The organism is Marivita geojedonensis, from assembly GCF_002115805.1.
GTDB lineage: Bacteria > Pseudomonadota > Alphaproteobacteria > Rhodobacterales > Rhodobacteraceae > Marivita > Marivita geojedonensis.
The window spans coordinates 1-19,630 of the sequence record NZ_JFKC01000037.1 but is presented as its reverse complement, the minus strand read 5'-3'; the positions used below and the strand labels follow the sequence as shown (position 1 = coordinate 19,630).

12 protein-coding genes and 1 riboswitch are annotated in these 19,630 nt (G+C 63.0%); of the genes, 7 read left to right on the top strand and 5 right to left on the bottom strand.

Annotated elements, in window-relative coordinates:
- Window positions 1–63: 63 nt before the first annotated feature.
- Window positions 64–3,507, bottom strand: a complete 3,444-nt coding sequence (locus MGEO_RS19965; protein ID WP_085641500.1) for a pyruvate carboxylase — start codon at window positions 3,505–3,507, stop codon at window positions 64–66.
- A 57-nt stretch (window positions 3,508–3,564) separates the two neighbouring features.
- A complete protein-coding gene (locus MGEO_RS19960) occupies window positions 3,565–4,746 on the bottom strand; it encodes an alpha-hydroxy acid oxidase (protein WP_085641499.1) in 1,182 nt (393 codons plus the stop codon).
- Window positions 4,747–4,888: 142 nt separating this feature from the next.
- Between MGEO_RS19960 and MGEO_RS19955 the strand changes: the two genes are divergently transcribed.
- From MGEO_RS19955 to MGEO_RS19930, 6 genes are all read left to right on the top strand, one after another.
- Window positions 4,889–7,252: an ATP-dependent helicase gene (locus MGEO_RS19955; RefSeq protein ID WP_085641498.1), complete on the top strand. Its 2,364-nt coding sequence runs from the start codon at window positions 4,889–4,891 to the stop codon at window positions 7,250–7,252.
- 129 nt (window positions 7,253–7,381) lie between these two features.
- Window positions 7,382–7,458, top strand: a riboswitch (SAM riboswitch).
- Between the two features lie 56 nt (window positions 7,459–7,514).
- Window positions 7,515–8,693, top strand: a complete 1,179-nt coding sequence (gene metZ / locus MGEO_RS19950; protein WP_085641497.1) for an O-succinylhomoserine sulfhydrylase — start codon at window positions 7,515–7,517, stop codon at window positions 8,691–8,693.
- Between the two features lie 122 nt (window positions 8,694–8,815).
- Window positions 8,816–9,913 (top strand): GTP cyclohydrolase FolE2, encoded by a 1,098-nt coding sequence (gene folE2 / locus MGEO_RS19945; RefSeq protein WP_085641496.1) that lies wholly within the window; start codon window positions 8,816–8,818, stop codon window positions 9,911–9,913.
- Between the two features lie 261 nt (window positions 9,914–10,174).
- Window positions 10,175–10,432: a hypothetical protein gene (locus MGEO_RS19940; RefSeq protein ID WP_085641495.1), complete on the top strand. Its 258-nt coding sequence runs from the start codon at window positions 10,175–10,177 to the stop codon at window positions 10,430–10,432.
- A 33-nt stretch (window positions 10,433–10,465) separates the two neighbouring features.
- Window positions 10,466–11,914, top strand: coding sequence for a TrkH family potassium uptake protein (locus tag MGEO_RS19935; protein WP_085641494.1), 1,449 nt, complete (start codon window positions 10,466–10,468; stop codon window positions 11,912–11,914).
- The gene (locus tag MGEO_RS19930; RefSeq protein ID WP_085641493.1) at window positions 11,914–13,509 is read left to right on the top strand and encodes a 5-guanidino-2-oxopentanoate decarboxylase; all 1,596 of its coding nucleotides are present in this window, start codon (window positions 11,914–11,916) and stop codon (window positions 13,507–13,509) included. The genes MGEO_RS19935 and MGEO_RS19930 overlap by 1 nt, the downstream gene beginning before the upstream one ends.
- Before the next feature lie 415 nt (window positions 13,510–13,924).
- On the opposite strand, the gene MGEO_RS19925 is transcribed toward MGEO_RS19930, so the two are convergent.
- Window positions 13,925–17,068, bottom strand: a complete 3,144-nt coding sequence (locus MGEO_RS19925; protein WP_085641502.1) for a valine--tRNA ligase — start codon at window positions 17,066–17,068, stop codon at window positions 13,925–13,927.
- Between the two features lie 534 nt (window positions 17,069–17,602).
- On the bottom strand, window positions 17,603–17,821 hold the full coding sequence (locus MGEO_RS19915) for a DUF1127 domain-containing protein (RefSeq protein WP_085641501.1): 219 nt from the start codon (window positions 17,819–17,821) through the stop codon (window positions 17,603–17,605).
- Window positions 17,822–18,047: 226 nt separating this feature from the next.
- Here MGEO_RS19915 and MGEO_RS19910 point away from each other — a divergent pair, with 226 nt between their 5' ends.
- Window positions 18,048–19,115, top strand: coding sequence for an Mrp/NBP35 family ATP-binding protein (locus MGEO_RS19910; RefSeq protein WP_085641491.1), 1,068 nt, complete (start codon window positions 18,048–18,050; stop codon window positions 19,113–19,115).
- A gap of 14 nt (window positions 19,116–19,129) precedes the next feature.
- On the opposite strand, the gene MGEO_RS19905 is transcribed toward MGEO_RS19910, so the two are convergent.
- The coding region (locus tag MGEO_RS19905; RefSeq protein ID WP_143746315.1) for a TonB family protein at window positions 19,130–19,630 on the bottom strand (501 nt) is incomplete at its 5' end.

Below are 19,630 nucleotides of genomic sequence, written 5' to 3'. Positions count from 1 at the left end.
TCCTGACCCTAAGTTCCATCCCCCGTTCAAACGCACCTCGGTGCCGCCAAACCAGTCCCCACCTCACTCCAACTCCACCAGCAGATCCTTGGCATCAATCTGCGCCGCCGGCTGGACGTGCACGGCTTTCACAACTGCGTCGCGTTCGGCGTGCAGGCCGGTTTCCATCTTCATCGCTTCGATGGTCAGCAGGAGGTCGCCCTCCTTGATCTTCTGACCGGCCGTGACCGCGATAGAGGCGACGACGCCCGGCATCGGCGCGCCGATGTGGTTCGGGTTGCCGACCTCCGCCTTGGGCCGTGCTGCCGTGGTGGCCTTGGCCTTGCGGTCGGGCACACGGATCGTGCGCGGCTGGCCGTTGAGTTCGAAGAACACCCGCACCTCGCCATCGTCCTGGGTCTCGCCCACGGCGATCAGGCGGATTTCGAGCGTCTTGCCGGGGTCGATCTCGGCGCTGATCTCCTCGCCCTGTTCCATGCCATAGAAGAACGTCCGCGTCGGCAGCACCCGCACCGGGCCATATGTCCGGTGGCGGCCCATGTAATCGAGGAAGACCTTGGGATACATCAGGTAGCCGTTCAGATCCTCGTCATCGACCGGCTTGCCTTCGAGGTCTTTGACCAGCTTGGCGCGGGTTTCCTCGATATCCACGGGTGCTGCGTGCAGCCCCGGACGGTCGGTAAAGGCTTTCTCACCCTTGAGGATCTTCTTCTGGATCGCCGCAGGCCAGCCTCCCGGAGGCTGCCCCAGCGAGCCGCGCATCATGTCCACAACCGAGTCGGGGAAGGAGAGTTCAACCTCGGGGTTTTCCACATCCGCGCGGGTCAGGCCCTGTGACACCATCATCAGCGCCATGTCGCCCACCACTTTCGACGACGGTGTGACCTTCACGATATCGCCGAACATCTGGTTCACATCCGCATAGGTCTGCGCCACCTCGTGCCAGCGTTCCTCAAGCCCGAGGCTGCGCGCCTGCGCCTTGAGATTGGTGAACTGCCCGCCGGGCATCTCGTGCAGGTAGACCTCGGAGGCAGGAGCCTGTTGGCCCGTCTCGAACGCCGCATACTGCCCGCGCACCGCTTCCCAGTAGTTGGAAATCTCGCGGATCGCGCTGATGTCCAGCCCGGTTTCCCGTTCGGTATGCCGCAGCGCCTCGACCACCGATCCCAATGTGGGCTGCGAGGTGTTCCCCGACAGCGCATCCATCGCCGCATCAACAGCATCCACACCCGCTGCCGCAGCCGCCATGATCGTGGCAATCCCCGCGCCCGAGGTGTCATGCGTGTGGAAGTGGACGGGTAGGCCCACCTCTTCCTTCAGCGCCTTCACGAGTGGACCTGCGGCAGCGGGTTTCAACAGCCCCGCCATGTCCTTGAGGCCGAGGATATGCGCCCCCGCCGCCTTCAGCTCCTTGCCCATGGCGACGTAGTATTTGAGGTCATATTTCGACCGCGCCGGATCGTTCAGATCGCCGGTGTAGCAGATCGTGCCTTCCAGCACTTTGCCGGTCTCAAGAACCGCATCCATCGCGACGCGCATGTTCTCGACCCAGTTGAGGCTGTCGAACACGCGGAACACGTCAACACCCGTCTCGGCCGCCTGTTTGACAAAGAACTGCACCACGTTGTCGGGGTAGTTGGTGTAGCCGACGCCATTCGCCCCGCGCAGGAGCATCTGGGTCATGATGTTCGGCATCGCCTTGCGCAGATCCCGCAGGCGCTGCCACGGGCATTCCTGCAGGAAGCGATAGGCCACGTCGAAGGTCGCACCGCCCCAGCATTCCACGCTGAAAAGCTGCGGCAGGTTCGCCGCATAGGCCGGCGCCACCTTGATCATGTCGATCGACCGCATCCGTGTCGCAAGCAGCGACTGGTGCCCGTCGCGCATCGTGGTGTCGGTGATCAGCACCTGCTTCTGCGCGGCCAGCCAGTCGGCCACGGCCTGCGGGCCTTTTTCGTCAAGCAGCGTCTTGGTGCCGGCGGGTGGGGTTTCCACCCGCAGCTTGGGGGCACGGGCGGGTTTCAGATCCGGATGCGGCCTCGCACGGCCCGCCACTTCGGGGTGCCCGTTCACGGTGATGTCCGCGATATAGGTCAGCACCTTGGTGCCCCGGTCGCGCCGCTTGCGGAACTGGAACAGCTCCGGCGTCTCGTCGATGAACTTGGTGGTGTACTGATTGTTCAGGAAGGTCGGGTGCTTGAGCAGGTTCTCCACAAACGCGATGTTGGTGGAGACACCACGCACCCGGAATTCGCGCAGCGCCCGGTCCATCCGCGCAATGGCCTTTTCCGGTGTCGGTGCCCAAGCGGTGACCTTGGTCAGCAGCGAGTCGTAATAGCGCGTGATCACGCCGCCCGCATAGGCGGTACCGCCATCCAGACGGATGCCCATGCCGGTGGCCGACCGATACGCGGTGATCCGGCCATAGTCGGGGATGAAGTTGTTCTGCGGGTCTTCGGTCGTGACGCGGGTCTGAAGTGCATGGCCGTTCAGACGGATGTCGTATTGGCTGGCTTTGCCGGTCGCTTCGGCCAGCGACTTGCCCTCGGCGATCATGATCTGCGCCTGAACGATGTCGATGCCGGTCACTTCCTCGGTGACCGTATGTTCCACCTGCACGCGGGGGTTAACCTCGATGAAGTAGAACTTGCCGTCATCCATATCCATCAGGAATTCGACGGTGCCCGCGCATTCGTAATTCACATGGGCGCAGATCTTGCGACCCAGTTCACACAGCTCTTCACGCTGCGCTTCCGACAGGTACGGGGCAGGGGCGCGTTCCACGACCTTCTGGTTGCGGCGCTGAACCGAGCAGTCGCGTTCATAGAGGTGGTAGATGTTGCCCTGCTTGTCGCCAAGGATCTGCACCTCGACGTGCCGCGCGCGGGTGATCATCTTTTCCAGATAGCCTTCGCCATTGCCAAAGGCCGCTTCGGCCTCGCGACGGCCTTCCAGCACCTTTTCCTTGAGCTCTTTCGGGCCGGTAATGGGCCGCATCCCGCGGCCGCCGCCGCCCCAAGATGCCTTGAGCATCAGCGGATAGCCGATCTCTTCGGCTTCTTTGGCGATGGCGTCGAAATCGTCACCCAGCACGTCTGTTGCCGGAATGACCGGAACGCCTGCCTCGATGGCCACGCGCCGCGCGCTCGCTTTGTCACCCAGCGCCCGCATAGTTTCGGCCTTGGGGCCGATGAAGGTGATTCCGTTTGCAACGCAGGCATCCACCAGATCGGGGTTCTCTGACAAAAGCCCGTAACCCGGATGGACCGCATCGGCGCCCGATTCTTTGGCGACGCGGATGATCTCGTCGATGCTCAGATACGCGGCGACCGGACCAAGGCCTTCACCGATGCGATAGGCTTCGTCCGCCTTGAAGCGGTGCAGCCCCAGCTTGTCCTCCTCGGCATAGACGGCGACTGTCGCTTTGCCCATTTCATTGGCAGCCCGCATGATGCGGATAGCGATTTCACCCCGGTTGGCGACGAGAATCTTCTGGAAATCTGACATGGCAGCGGTCCTGACGTATTGGGTCTGACCGCTCCTTAGTAAGAATTCGTTACATTCTCAACCGGTAGAAGTGGGTAGTCCGAATGTCGCAGGGCCGTCGACCCGCGCTTTTCCGCGCAGATCGGTGGGTCGCACCGCGCCGAGCTGGCCCAGATTGGACGCCATGTCCTTTTGCAGAATCTCTACCAGATGCGCCGGACCGTCTGTGTCAAGCGCGCCAAGCGCATAGTGCCACGCGCGGCCAAGCATGACGAAATCGGCGCCCAAAGCGATGGCGCGCAGCACATCCAGACCGCCTTCAACGCCACTGTCGAAGATCAGCGGCAGATCGGTGGCCGCGCGCATGGCGGGCAGCACTTCGATGGGGGCAGGGGCGGCATCGAACTGTCGTCCGGCGTGGTTCGACATCCAGATCGCATCGACCCCCGCCTCGGCCAGCGCAGGCGCGTCGTCGGGGTTGAGCACACCCTTGACGAAGAACGCACCGTCCCATGCATCGCGCAGCCAGCGCACGTAATCCCAGTCGGGTGACGTGCGCAGCATGTAGCCGGCATGCTGGGTCGAGCTGAGGCCCGTGACCTTGCCTGCGTAATCATCGATGAGCCGCATCCGCGGCATACCCAGCTGCGCGGTGCCCATCGCCCATGTCGGACAGAGCGCGATCTGCGCCAGAAGGCGCGGCGTCAGCTTCGGCGGAGTGGTCAGGCCAGAGCGCACCTGCCGTTCGCGCCGCGACGGCACGGGCACATCGACGGTCAGGATCAGGGTCGAGAACCCGGCATCCCTGGCGCGCTTGAGCATATCCGTGCGGATGCCCTCGTCCCGCGGCGGGTACATCTGGAACCAGCCATTGCCGTCAAGAAGGGGGGAGACGTCTTCGGGGATGCGCGTGGCGACGGTGGAGATGCTGTAGGGAATCCTCGCCTTGGTCGCCGCACGCGCCAGCTTGCGTTCCGCATCGGGCCAGATCAGCCCTGACATGCCCACCGGGCTGATGCCCACCGGCAGCGCATAGTCCTGTCCGCAGAGCGTTGTGCTCAGGTCCACCGGCAGTTCGCCGTGCAGGATCGATGGGGTGAACAACACCCGGTCCAAGGCCGTCCGATTGCGGCGCAGGGTGGCCTCGGTGCCGGTTGCGGAATCGAGGTATTCCCAGACGAATTTGGGAATGCGCCGCCGGGCGCGGGACTTGAGATCGCTGATCGCGGGGAAACGGGCGTGATAATCCATAACCGGCATTTGTGGGCAGAACTCGGGAATTGTCCAGCGCCGGATTTTTCGAAAAATCCGGAGATTTCCTGCGAAGGAAATCCTCCTGTGGATATGTGAACATTATCAGAACATCTTTATCTCTGGTGTCAGCGGCGCTATCTTGCCGCGCATGAGCAGTTTCGATGAAATGGAGGCGTTCGAAAGCGCCTCTCTGTCCGCCCGCGCGATGGCCGCGCGCCCGCAGCCCTATCTGGACGATCTCAACCCGGCGCAGCGACAGGCGGTCGAGACGCTGGATGGCCCTGTCCTGATGCTCGCAGGGGCCGGCACCGGCAAGACCAAGGCGCTGACCACCCGGATCGTGCACCTGCTGAACACTGGCCGCGCCCGCCCGAACGAGATCCTCGCCGTGACCTTCACCAACAAGGCCGCGCGCGAGATGAAGGAACGGGTCGGGCGGCTCTTGGGCCAGACGGTCGAGGGCATGCCGTGGCTGGGCACCTTCCACTCGATCTGCGTGAAACTGCTGCGTCGCCATGCCGAACTGGTGGGGCTGAAATCGAACTTCACGATTCTGGATACGGACGATCAGCTCCGCCTGCTCAAGCAACTGGTGCAGGCGGCAGGCATCGACGACAAGCGCTGGCCTGCGCGGCAGCTGTCGGGCATCATCGACGGTTGGAAAAACCGCGCGATCACCCCTGACAGGGTGCCCGCCGCCGATGCGGGCGCATTCAACCATCAGGGTCCGCAGCTTTACGCGCAGTATCAGGCGCGGCTCAAAGAGCTGAACGCGGTCGATTTCGGCGACCTGCTGTTGCATGTCGTTACGATTTTTCAGGCTCACCCGGATGTGCTCGAACAATACCAGCGCTGGTTCCGCTACATCCTCGTGGACGAGTATCAGGACACCAACGTCGCGCAGTATCTCTGGCTGCGCCTGCTGGCCTCGAGGCACAAGAACATCTGCTGCGTGGGTGACGACGACCAGTCGATCTATGGCTGGCGTGGGGCGGAAGTGGGCAACATCCTGCGGTTCGAAAAGGATTTCGAAGGCGCGCATGTGGTGCGGCTCGAACAGAATTACCGCTCCACGCCGCATATCCTTGCCGCTGCGTCTGGCGTGATCGCGGGCAATCAGGGGCGTCTGGGCAAGACGCTCTGGACCGATGCGCAGGAGGGTGAAAAGGTCCGCCTGATCGGCCATTGGGATGGCGAGGAAGAGGCCCGCTGGATCGGGGAAGAGATCGAGTCAATGCAGGGCGGCACCCGGGGCATGCGCGGGATGAGCCTTGACGATATGGCGATCCTTGTCCGCGCCTCGCACCAGATGCGGGCCTTCGAAGACCGCTTCCTGACCATCGGTCTGCCCTACCGCGTCATTGGTGGCCCGCGTTTCTACGAGCGGATGGAGATACGGGACGCGATGGCCTATTTCCGTGTCGTGGTCAGCCCGGATGATGATCTGGCGTTCGAGCGGATCGTCAACACCCCTAAGCGCGGCCTTGGCGACAAGGCGCAGCAGACCATCCAGACGGTCGCCCGCGCCAATGGCGTGTCGCTGGTGGAAGGCGCGCGGCTGGCGGTCGAGCAGGGGATGATCAAGGGCAAGGGCGGGTCCGAACTGGGCCAGCTGGTGCGCGATCTGGACCGCTGGGGCCGTATGGCCGAGGACACCGATCATGCCGAGCTGGCGGGCATCGTGCTCGACGAGAGCGGGTACACGACCATGTGGCAGAACGACAAGACGCCTGAGGCGCCGGGGCGGCTCGAAAACCTCAAGGAACTGGTCAAGGCGCTGGAGGAATTCGACAACCTTCAGGGCTTCTTGGAACATGTCAGCCTGATCATGGACAACGACAAGGGCGGCGATGGCGAGAAAGTGTCGATCATGACCCTGCACGCCGCCAAGGGTCTGGAGTTTCCCGCCGTCTTTCTGCCCGGGTGGGAAGACGGGCTGTTCCCGTCGCAACGATCGATGGACGAGAGCGGTCTCAAGGGCCTCGAAGAGGAACGCCGCCTCGCCTATGTCGGCATCACCCGCGCCGAGGAGGTCTGCACGATCTCGTTTGCCGCCAACCGCCGGGTGTTCGGCCAGTGGCAATCGGCGCTGCCGTCGCGGTTCATCGACGAACTGCCGGAAGAGCATGTGGAGGTGCTGACACCTCCGGGGCTTTATGGCGGCGGCTATGGCGCGGCGGGGATGGCCTCGCCTGCGGCGCAGATGATGCGCGGCTCCGATCTGCATGAAAAGGCGGCAGAGGCCAATGTCTACAACTCACCGGGCTGGCGCCGGCTGCAGGCGCGGTCGCAGCAGCGTCCGGTCAGCCAACCCAGTGAGGCCCGCAACACGGTGATCGATGCGACGGCCGTAAGCTCGCACGCGCTGGGCGAGCGGGTGTTCCACCAGAAATTCGGCTATGGCGCGGTGGTCGGGATCGAGGGCGACAAGCTCGAGATCGATTTCGACAAGGCCGGGACCAAGAAAGTTGTCGCGCGTTTCATCTGCGCGGCGGACGACGTTCCGTTCTAGGTGGCGGACGCGTCGACGCGTCCGGGGTTTTCAGTCGACTGAAAACCTGGGCGCAACGACGCCGCCTGCGCTCTTCGTCCCCCAAAGAAGCTCGGTGCGGGATATTGACCGATGGTCAACCAAGGCGTAAAGCATCCCCGTGGCGATTTGTTACCGGATTGCGGGCCACGTTAAACATGCCGCTAAAAGGTCAGCCGAAAGCCCCTTTCGCTTGGCCGGAACGGGGCTTTTTTGATGGGCCGAGGCCCACACAGGTGAAGACATGAAAGACAAGAAACCACGCACCCGATTGGTCCATGGCGGAACGAAGCGCAGCCAGTGGAACGAGGTCAGCGAAGCGATTTTCCTCACTCAGGGCTTTGTTTACGACAGCGCCGAACAGGCGGAACAGCGGTTCATCAAGTCCGGCCCGGATGAATACATCTACGCCCGCTACGGCAACCCGACCGTGGCGATGTTCGAAGAACGCATCGCGATGCTGGAAGGGGCCGAGGATGCCTTTGCCACCGCAAGCGGCATGGCGGCGGTCAACGGCGCGCTGATGTCGATGCTCAAGGCGGGCGATCACCTTGTGTCGGCGCGGGCTCTGTTTGGCTCCTGCCTCTATATTGTTGAGGACATCCTGCCGCGTTTCGGGGTCGAGGTTACATTGGTGGACGGTGCCGATCTGGACCAGTGGCGCGCGGCGGTGCGGCCTGACACCAAGGCGGTGTTCTTTGAATCCATGTCGAACCCGACGCTCGAACTGGTGGACGTTCAGGCCGTGTCCGAGATTGCCCATGCGCAGGGCGCGCTGGTGGTGGTGGACAACGTGTTCTCGACCCCGGTCTTTTCCGATGCCATCGCGCAGGGCGCGGATGTGATCATCTATTCCTCGACCAAGCATATCGACGGGCAGGGGCGCACATTGGGTGGCGTGATCCTTGGGACGCGCGACCATATCCGAAAAGTGGTCGAACCCTACATGAAGCATACCGGCGGCTCCATGTCGCCGTTCACGGCATGGGTGCAGGTGAAGGGGCTTGAAACGCTTGATCTGCGCGTCCGCGCACAGGCGCAATCGGCGCAGGCCATTGCCGAGGCGCTGGAGGGGCATGCCAAACTCAAGAAGGTGATCTATCCCGGTCTGCCCTCGCACAAACAGGCCGCGCTTGCGCAGCGGCAGTTGGGGTCGGGCGGCACCATGCTGGCCATCGAACTGGCGGGCGGCAAGGAGGCGGCGTTCGCCTTTCTGAACGCGCTTGACGTGATTGTGATCTCCAACAATCTCGGCGACGCCAAGAGCATCGTGACGCATCCGGCGACCACAACGCACCAGCGTCTGAGCGCCGAACAGCGCGAAACGCTTGGAATAACCGACGGATTGGTGCGTCTTTCGGTCGGAATCGAGGATACGGACGATCTCATTCAGGATATTCTGGACGCGCTTGAAGCGGTCTGAAACGCAGGTTTTTCCCCTTATGAATGATCTGCGGATCAGGCAGAGTCGTACACAAGGTTGGTGGAAATAATCGGGCGGGTGCCTATGTTTAGGCTATGTCCATCAGGCGAGGGGGCCTGCGTATGAATATCCATACACCTGAGATTGACCGCAAACCGAGCCGTGAAGAGGCCGAAGCGGCGCTGGCGCTGCTGCGGCAATGGGCCGGCAAATCCCATGACGGGGAAATTGACCTCGTCGATCCTGTTCTGCGCCGCCTCGTCGATGGCGAGGCCGACAGCTATCCCGTGCTCGCCCGCGACTATCCGGACGGGTTTTCCGTCGACGGTGCCTACAAGGCATCTCTGCCCGACCTGCAGAATGGTCCCTCCGCGCTGATCCGCGGGGCCAATCGGGGCATTCAGCATGTCGGCATTTCCAACTTCCGCCTGCCGATCAGCTATCACACGCGGGACAATGGCGATCTGACGCTGGAAACCAGCGTCACCGGTACGGTGAGCCTCGATGCCGACAAGAAAGGCATCAACATGAGCCGCATCATGCGGTCTTTCTACGAACATGCCGACAAGACCTTCAGCTTTGACGTGATCAAAGCGGCGCTGGACGATTACAAAACCGATCTCGAATCCTTCGATGCGCGCATCAATATGCGGCTGTCCTTCCCGATGAAGGTCAACAGCCTGCGCTCGGGCCTGTCCGGTTTCCAGTATTACGATATTGCGCTTGAACTGGTGGATATGGGGGGCGTGCGCCGGTCCATCATGCATCTCGACTATGTCTACAGCTCGACCTGCCCGTGTTCGCTGGAACTCAGCGAACATGCCCGGCGCGAGCGCGGGCAACTGGCGACCCCTCATTCCCAGCGCTCGGTTGCGCGGATTTCGGTCGAGGTGAAAGACGGCAAGTGCCTCTGGTTCGAAGACCTGATCGACATGTGCCGCCGGGCCGTGCCCACCGAGACCCAGGTCATGGTCAAGCGTGAGGACGAACAGGCCTTTGCGGAACTGAACGCCGCCAACCCGATCTTTGTCGAAGACGCGGCACGGCTGTTTGCGGAACAGTTGCAGGCGGACCCGCGTATCGGCGATTACCGCGTGCTGGCCAGCCATCAGGAAAGCCTGCACAGCCATGACGCCGTGTCCGTTCTGACCGAAGGCGATCTGTTCGCGGCCGAAAGCCTTGATCCCAAGCTGTTCTCGACCCTCTTTCACGTCGGCTGACCGTTTCAGGGTCTGTGGCTGGACAAAACGGCGGCTTCAGCCGCCGTTTCTTTTTGCGGGAAGCCGACGGGTCGCCATGTGCCATCTGACGAAATCCTTGCCGTTTCGCCCGTTGATTGAGCATGCGGCGCCGCAAGTGTCGTCGCCAATCCACAGATCGGAACAGAAGCGGCAGCCCCGCACCGATCTTCACGTTCCGGCAAGAGCCGCGCGGCTAGACTGCAGGGTGGGAGGAAACCACCAGTGCCAACGAGGTTTCCAATGTCGATAGAACCAGTCCATCTTCAGTTTGTCCGCCCGGGTCTGCGCGACCGGATCGACCTCTACTTTGCCGCCAGGGGGCAGGGGTTCAATCCCGCAACCTACGTGCGCAGCCGCCTCGCCAGCATCCTGCATCTCGATGCGATGAGCGATGCGGAACTGGCCACATTCGGTCTGACCCGCGACGGCATTCTGCCCTTCGTGTTCGAAGACTGTTTTCCCGATACGACGCCACCAAAGCGCACACCACCGGCTTGACACCCCGGCGCTCTGCGTCCAACGCTTCGACCCATGTTCGACATCCGCCCCGTAGCCTATGTGATCGGCCTTCTGGTTGCAGTCCTCGGGGCGACAATGCTCCTGCCGATGCTGGTCGATCTGGCCGAGGGTCGGGGCGAATGGCATGTTTTCCTGCAAAGCTCGGTGCTCACCATGTTTTCCGGTGGCCTGATCGCGCTGGCCTCTGCCAATGGCGTGAAAGAGGGGCTGTCGATCCAGCAGACCTTCCTGCTCACCACCGGTGTCTGGGTCGCCTTGCCGATCTTCGGTGCCATCCCCTTTGTGCTGGGCGAAACCGACGCGCGCTTTGTCGATGCGTTCTTCGAAGCAATGTCCGGCCTGACAACCACCGGCTCCACCGTGTTCACGGGGCTGGATGGGCTGCCCAAGGGCATCCTGCTCTGGCGCGGGTTGCTGCAGTGGCTGGGCGGCATCGGCATCATCGTTGTGGCGATGGTGTTCCTGCCCGAACTGCGGGTCGGCGGGATGCAGATCTTCCGCTCGGAAGCCTTTGATACGATGGGGAAAATCCTGCCCCGCGCGACCGAGATTTCGGCCTCGATCTCGACCATCTACATCGCCATCACCATCGCCTGCGCCACCTGTTACTACATCGTGGGCATGGATTTCTTCGACGCCACGGTGCACGCACTGACCACCGTCTCCACCGGTGGTTTCTCGAACTACGACGCCTCATTCGGCATGTTCCAGGGACCGGCCGAATACGTGGCCTCTGTCTTCATGATCGCCGCCGCGCTGCCGTTTGTGCGGTTCGTGCAGATGACCAAAGGCAATTACCGGGTGTTCTGGAAAGACAGCCAGATCCGGGCCTTTCTGGGCACCATCGTGGTGCTGGTCTTCATCACCGCCTTCACCCTGACGCAGATCTTCCCGCATCACCCGGAACAGGCCTTCCGCGAGGCGCTGTTCAACATCGTGTCGATCATGACGGGTACCGGGTACGCCAGCGTCGATTACATGGGCTGGGGGCCGTTCCTGATCTCGGTCTTCTTCTTTATCGGCTTGATCGGCGGCTGCGCGGGGTCGACCTCCTGTTCGATCAAGATCTTCCGCTACCAACTGCTCTTCGCGTCGATCAAGGTGCAACTGCGCAAGATCCGCTCGCCGCACGGTGTGTTCCTGCCGCGCTATGCGGGCCGCCCGGTGGGCGATGATGTTCTGAACTCGGTGATCTCGTTCTTCGTTTTCTTCGTGATTTCGATGGGGGTGCTGTCGGTGGCGCTTGGCATGACCGGGCTCGACCTCATCACCTCCGTGTCGGGCGCGGCCACCGCACTGGCCAATATCGGGCCGGGTCTGGGGCCGGAGATCGGACCGGCGGGCAATTTCGCCGGGCTGAATGACACCGCGAAATGGATGCTGGCCATCGGGATGCTCCTGGGCCGGCTCGAACTTCTGGCGGTCTACGCCATCTTCACCGTCAATTTCTGGAGAGCATGATGCCGAAACAGCCGCTTGGGGCGCAAATCTCGCAGATGCTGAAAGAGCGGGGCGTCGATACGATCTTCGGCATCCCCGGCGTGCATAATGTCGAGCTGTATCGCGGCATCGAACAGGCCGGGATCACCCATGTGCTGGCGCGTCACGAACAGGGCGCGGGGTTCATGGCCGACGGCTATGCCCGCGCGACCGGAAAGCCGGGGGTGGCCTATGTGATCACCGGACCGGGGCTGACGAACATCCTGACGCCGCTGGGGCAGGCCTATTCGGATTCGGTGCCGGTTCTGGCGATTTCCTCCTGCCTTGACGAAGTCGCCGCCCGCCGGGGCCAGCTTCACCAGATGCGTGACCAGCGGATGGCAGCCGAAACCGTCTGCGCCTGGTCGGAAGAGGCCCGCAGCGCGTCCGCCGCCTATGCATTGATCGACCGTGCCTTTGACCAGTTTGCCAGCGCCCGCGCGCGCCCCTGTCACATGCAGGTCTCCATCGAGACGCTGGGCGCGCTGGCCGATCCCGCACCGCAACCACCCGCCGCGCGCCCCGGCCTGCCATCCGCCTCCCATTCGGATGTCTACGACGTGGTTGCTGCCGTTTTGGCCGCGAAGAAACCGCTCTTCGTCTTTGGCGGCGGCTCGGTCGCCGCGGCCGACGCGATCCCCGATCTGCTGCGCCAGACCGGGGCCGCTTCCATCGTCACGTATGCGGCTCGTGGCGTCGTGCCCGCCGATGAACCGCTCTATTTCGGCAGTTACCTCGCCCGCCCCGACAGTGCCGAGATTACCGCACAGGCCGATCTGGTGATCGCTGTGGGCACCACGCTCTCCGAGGTTGATCTCTGGCGCCCCACGCTGGGCCACACGGCTCCGATGATCCGGGTGGATATCGACCCCGAGGTGTTCACCGGAATGGGACCAGAGGACCGCGCGATCCTCGCGGATGCAGGGGCTTTCCTCAAAGCCATGACCATTGCCATTCCTGCCCGCACGGACACCAAACCGCCGAAATGGGATGCCGCCTCCGTTGCCCGCAAACGCGCCGCGTGGCGGGCCGAGGTTGATGCCGAACGCCCCGGTATCGTGCCGGTCTGCGACGCGCTGCGCGCCGTGCTGCCCGATGACACGATGATCTATTCCGACATGACCCAATTTGCCTACGCCGCGAAAGAGATCTGGGACATGCCGCGCCCCGGTCACTGGCACCACCCTTACGGCTTTGGCACGCTGGGATATGCTTTGCCCGCAGCCATCGGTGGCGCCGTGGCCCGACCGGGTCTCCCGACGCTGGCCATCGCCGGGGATTACGGGCTGCAATACACCATTCAGGAACTGGGCACGGCGGTGGAACTGGGCCTGCCGCTGCCGATTCTGGTCTGGGACAATGGCAAGCTGGGCGAGATCGAGGACAGCATGGTGCGCAGCCAGATTGCGCCGAATGCCGTTGTGGCCCGGAACCCGGATTTCCTTGCTTTGGCAAAGGCCTATGGTGCGGAGGCCGTTCAGCCGGACAGTCTGGAGGCGCTTCAACAGGCAATGCTTGCGGCGTTCAAGGCAGACGGCCCCACGGTGATCCGCGTCACACCTGCCATCGCAGGCTGAAGACGCCCGTGCACCGCACGGTGCGTTTCCGAAGCCTTAACCGATAAGCAACAAAACCTCCCGCACGATGCGCATCGAGCGGAGAGGGTCACTCCCACACCGCGACACCAAGCTGACGATTGCTTTCATGCCCCGACAGGGGACACCCGTGAAAGACCGGTCATAAGGGCCTTTGGCAGGGCCACAGGGTTCGGGCGAGGCCCGACAGAGAAAAGCATGTCAGACCTTCGGGGCGGCGGCGCTTTCCACTTGAAGAGGGATCATTCGCATCCCACATGACCGAACGCTCCCGGCGGGTATCCACCCGACCGGGCGTCCGGCGTGGGTCGGGCAGGGCATTTTGCCTTGTCCGACCCTTTTCGTTTTAGAGAGAGGTGCGGGTCGGGTGCGTGCTTTCACGCACCGTCCGACCGCATCACCCCAATTCTGCCAGACGATCCACGGCTTCCTGCAACTGGGCCGCTTCTTCCTCGCGTGCGGCAAGGTTGGCGCGGGTTTCCTCGACTACCTCTTCCGGTGCGGACTCGACGAATTTCGGGTTGCTCAAACGCCCCTTCATGCCGCCGATCTCCTTGGCGAGTTTCTGGAGCGTTTTCTCAAGCCGCGCCTTTTCCTCGGCCACGTCGATGATATCCGCCAGCGGCAACCCAAAGGTTGCGCCTTCCATCGGCACGGTCGCGCATCCCTTGGGGAAGGCATCGACCACGGTCAGCTCGTCAATCCGCGCCAGACGCTTGATCAGCACCTCGTTGCGGTCCCACGCGGCCTTTGCGGCATCGCCCATGTCCTTAACCACCAGCGGCAGGTAGAGCCCCACCGGTACGTGCATCTGCTGACGCGCGGACCGGATGCCCTCGATCAGACCGATGACCCAGTTCATCTCGCGGTCGGCCTCGGCGTCGATCAGGTCGTCGCCATAGGACGGCCAGTCGGCATGAACGAGCATCTTCGACCGGTCGCCTGTCACCGCCCAAAGCTCTTCGGTGATAAAGGGCATGATCGGGTGCAGCAGGATCAGACACTGGTCGATGACCCAGGCCATCGTCGCCTTGGTTTCCGCCGTCTGCGGGCCGTCATCCAGCAGCAGCGGCTTGGAGAATTCCACGTACCAGTCGCAGACTTTGCCCCAGACAAAGCGATAGAGCGCCGCTGCGGCGTCGTCGAAGCGATAGGCGGCGAGTGCCGCGTCCACCTCACCGCGCACGCGGGCGGTTTCGCCGATGATCCACTGGTTCACTGTCGCGGTGGCCTTGGGGATGTCGGCGCTGGGTGTCCGGTTCTCGAACACACCGTTCATCTCGGCAAAGCGGGTCGCGTTCCAGAGCTTCGTGCCGAAGTTCCGGTAGCCCGCGATCCGCTGCATGTCGAGCTTCAGCACCCCACCGAGCGAGGCCATCGCCGCATTGGTAAAGCGCAGCGCGTCGGCACCGTATTCGTCAATGATCTCAAGCGGATCGACCACGTTGCCCAGCGACTTGGACATCTTCTTGCCCTTCGCGTCGCGGACGAGACCGTGCAGGTAGACGTCCTTGAACGGGATCTGATCGACCACGGCGAGTTGCATCATCATCATCCGCGCGACCCAGAAGAACAGGATGTCCTGTCCGGTCACCAGAACGCTGGTCGGGAAGTATTTTTGCAGCTCCGGCGTCTGTTCCGGCCAGCCAAGCGTGCCGATCGGCCAGAGACCGGACGAGAACCAGGTGTCCAGAACGTCGGGGTCGCGCCAGACCGGATAGACCAGCTTCGTCGGGTCCTGATCGTGTGCTTCGTACTCGGCAAGGCTCGCCGCCAGCAGATGCGCCGCAGCGTCGCGGTTTTCCACCTCGACAACGCGGGCATGGTTCAACGGTGTGGGCAGGGTGCCCAGAACATCACCGAACTGTGCCGCAACGTCTTCGAAACTCGCTGCCGAATGGTGACGTTCGTCACCCCGCAGAAGCGACTGAGCATTGAGCAACCGGCCCATTTCGACCAGATCAAGGTCGCCATCGCCTTCATCGTCGGTGAACCCCGCACCAGAGAGGTCGAACCCGTACCACACCGGGATCTGGTGTCCCCACCACAACTGGCGCGAGATGCACCACGGTTCGATGTTCTCGAGCCAGTGGTAATAGGTCCGCTCACCGGACTCAGGCACGATCTTGACCTCGCCCGAGCGCACGGCCTCCAGTGCGGGGCCGACGATCTTTTCGGCGTCCACGAACCACTGATCCGTCAGCATCGGTTCGATGACCACCTTGGAGCGGTCGCCGAAGGGCTGCATGATCGGCTTGGCTTCGACCAGCGGGACCAGTTCGGCCAGGTCGTCATCTTCGCCCAGCTTGCGTCCCAGCACCGGATTGTCGGCGCGGGTCATCACCGCCAAGCCCTCGGCGGTGATTTCCTTGATCACACGCTTGCGCGCCTCGAACCGGTCGAGCCCACGCAGGTGGTCCGGCACGAGGTTCAGTGCGTCGGTCTCGGCCTCGGTCAGCGTCTGTTCGCCGCGCGCCACGGCACCGGCTACAGCAGCGGCCTCTTCGTAGGGCGCGCCGTCGTCGCGCATGTGCGCCTTGGTGTCCATCAGGCGGTAGCAGGGGATGTTCCCGCGCTTTGCGACACCGTAGTCGTTGAAGTCATGCGCACCGGTGATCTTCACCGCACCCGAGCCGAAGGTGGGATCGGGGTATTCGTCGGTGATGATCGGGATCAGGCGGCGGTGCTCTTTCGGTCCGACCGGAATCTCGCAGAGTTTTCCGACGATTGGCGCGTAACGCTCATCGGACGGGTGAACCGCAACGGCACCGTCGCCCAGCATGGTTTCCGGGCGCGTCGTGGCGATGGAGATATAGTCGCGCTCTTCCTCGAGCACGACGTTCCCGTCCTCGTCCTTCTCGATATAGGTATAGGTCGCACCCCCCGCGAGCGGGTATTTGAAGTGCCACATATGGCCGGGGTTTTCGATGTTCTCGACCTCGAGATCCGAAATCGCGGTCTCAAAGTGCGGGTCCCAGTTCACGAGCCGCTTGCCGCGATAAATCAGGCCCTTGATGTACATGTCGACAAAGACCTTGATCACCGCGTCGTGGAAGTTCGGCCCATTGCCGCAATCCGGGTCGCCTGCCGCGCCGCCCATGGTGAAGGCTTCACGTGACCAGTCGGCGGAGGCACCAAGGCGCTTGAGCTGCCCGATGATCGTGCCGCGCGATTTGACCTTCTGCTGCCACACGCGATCCAGAAACGCCTCGCGCCCCATCTCGCGGCGCGACGGCTCGCCATTTGCGGCCATTTCGCGTTCCGTGACCATCTGGGTCGCGATGCCCGCATGGTCGGTGCCCGGCTGCCAGAGCGTGTCGAAGCCGCGCATACGGTGCCAGCGGACCAGAATGTCCTGCAACGTGTTGTTGAACGCATGCCCCATATGCAGCGAGCCGGTCACGTTGGGCGGCGGGATCATCACGCAGAACGTGTCCTCGCGCGAGGCATTGGCCCCCGCCTTGAAGGCACCGCTGTCTTCCCACGCCTTGTAAAGCCGCGCCTCGGCCTCGCTTGCGTCGAATGTCTTTTCCATCGCCATGGGGTTCGTTCCCGCTGTTTCGCCGCCCCGAACGGGCCGCATGAATTCCATTGCGCCTCATCTATCGAATGGGCGGGGAAAGGAAAACCCAAGGCAGGTGGGAAAATGGTGGGGCTGAAAAGGTCCTTCGAAGGACCTTGAGCACGGGATTTCGAAATCCCGTCCTGCCGCTTTTCGAAACGCGGTGCCCCGAAAAGAAAAAACGGTGGTGCCAAGGGAGGAGAGGCACCACCGTTTCCAGTTCACGACATCCAGGGAGGAGGAGAGGCTGCCGATCCTGTGTGGGCCGAAGCCCGAAACCTGTGACGGTGACACCAGGGAGGAGGAGAGGTGCCACCGTCGAGTTCACGACATCCAGGGAGGAGGAGAGGATGCCGATCTCGTTTGGGCCGATTGGCCCGGAATTCTGCGACGGTGACACGAGGGAGGAGGAGACGTGCCACCGTCAGATACGGAACGCCGAGGGAGGAGGAGACGGCGTCCGATCCGTGTTGGCGAGGGGCCCTCTGAAGGGCCATGCTCGCCGGAATGTCGTCAGCTTTCGTAAGCTGCCTGATACGCAACGCGCTTGATCTCGCTTTGGTTCAACCCGAGATCACAAAGTTCGCGGTGCGACAGCGCGCTGAGTTCGCGCAGCGTGTCCCGGTAGACCTTGCGACGTGCCGCTTTGGCGCGGTAGTCTGCGACCAGTGAATTCAGCCGATCCATCAGGCCAGTGCCGACGCCGCTGATGCTGTTGGTTTCGTATGCCATATCTCTGCTCTGTTCGAATTTGTGTGTTTCCGTTCGGTTGAGACAAAGATAGGCGAATGCTGCATCTGCACAATACAGATTTGCTTCAACGCTGCTATGCAGCATTTGCATAGGCCAAGTGGTTCAATTTTGTGCGTTTTGCGCTAACGGGGCGAAAATTGGGGCAGGATGTTGAAGCAGGCCTGCGTGACTGCCATCTCTGTTACTGAATGATGAAAGGCTGGGCATGTCTGTAACGTCAGAAGAGATTCGCGCCGAACTCGCCCGCGTGGCGCTTCCGGACGGGAAAACCCTGATTTCGGCTGATCTGGTGCGGGCGATTCAGATCGAGGGCACCACGGTGCGCTTTGTCATTGAGGCCCCATCCCCCGAAATCGCGAGGCTCATGGAACCGGTGCGCAAGGCTGCCGAGGCGGTGGTGCTGGATCTGCCGGGCGTGGAGCAGGTGTCAGTGGCGCTCACCGCGCATGGCCCGTCCGCGCCGCCGCCGACCGGGTTGAAGATCGGCGGCCATCCGAAACCGCAGGCGGGATCGCTGAAACCGTCGGGCGTGGCGCGCATTCTGGCCATCGGCTCGGGCAAGGGCGGGGTTGGCAAATCCACCGTGTCCTCGAACCTCGCCGTGGCGCTTGCGCGGGCGGGGCGTCGGGTTGGGCTGCTGGATGCTGACATCTACGGTCCCAGCCAGCCGCGCATGATGGGGCTGTCGCAGAAACCCGAAAGCCCCGATGGCAAGACGATCCTGCCGCTCACCGCGCATGGTGTGACCTTCATGTCGATCGGCTTGATGCTGCCCGAGGAAAAAGCCGTGGTCTGGCGCGGGCCGATGCTTATGGGCGCGTTGCAGCAGATGCTGAGCCAGGTCGCGTGGGGTGAGCTTGACGTTCTGATCGTCGATCTGCCGCCCGGCACCGGCGACGTGGCGATGACGCTCTGCCAGAAGGCGCAGGTGTCCGGGGCCATCGTGGTCTCGACGCCGCAGGATGTGGCGCTGCTGGATGCGCGCAAGGCGCTGGATATGTTCGAGACGCTGAAAACCCCGGTGCTCGGTCTGATCGAGAACATGTCCGTCTTCACCTGTCCGCACTGCGGCGGGCAAAGCCATATCTTCGGATCGGGCGGCACCGTGGCCGAGGCGTCTGCTCGGGGCGTGCCTTTGTTGGCGCAATTGCCGCTGGACCTCGACACGCGGCTGGCGGGCGATGGTGGTGTGCCGGTGGCGGCAGGCGACGGACCGATGGCCGAAGCCTATGCCAAGCTGGCCGAGGGGTTGATCAAGGGCGGCATGGCCTGAGGCGGGGCGATGCGTCAGCGCGAGACGGTTAAACGTTGGCTGAAGCGGTAACTGGATTTCGTCAGACCTTCGGGCGCACGGGGAAAGCGCGCGCGTTTGACCGCAGCGAGGGCGGCCTGATCCAGACGGCTGTTGCCCGACGATCCCGCCAGCGACATGCCCGTGACACGCCCCGATGGCGCGATGGCGATGACGAGCCGCACCGTACCCTGCACCCCCCTTGGAGGACGGTGCGCCTTGCGCAGCGCCGCCGTGATCCGCGCGCCCCATTGCTGTTCCAGTTGGAGAAGCTGTACCTTCGAGGGGCCGCCTGGCGCGGGGGCTGTGCGCGCGGGGGCTGCAGTTGTGACAGGTTTCGCACCGCTGCCTTTGGCTTTCTGAGCCGGACGCGCGGCGGTGCTGGCTTGCTTGGCTGCCGGTTTGGCTTTTTCCACCGGCCGGTTCGGTCGTGGTTCGGGGCGCAGGGACGCGACAGGCGCAGTGCGTGGGGCGGCAGGGCTGGCATCGACCGCCGG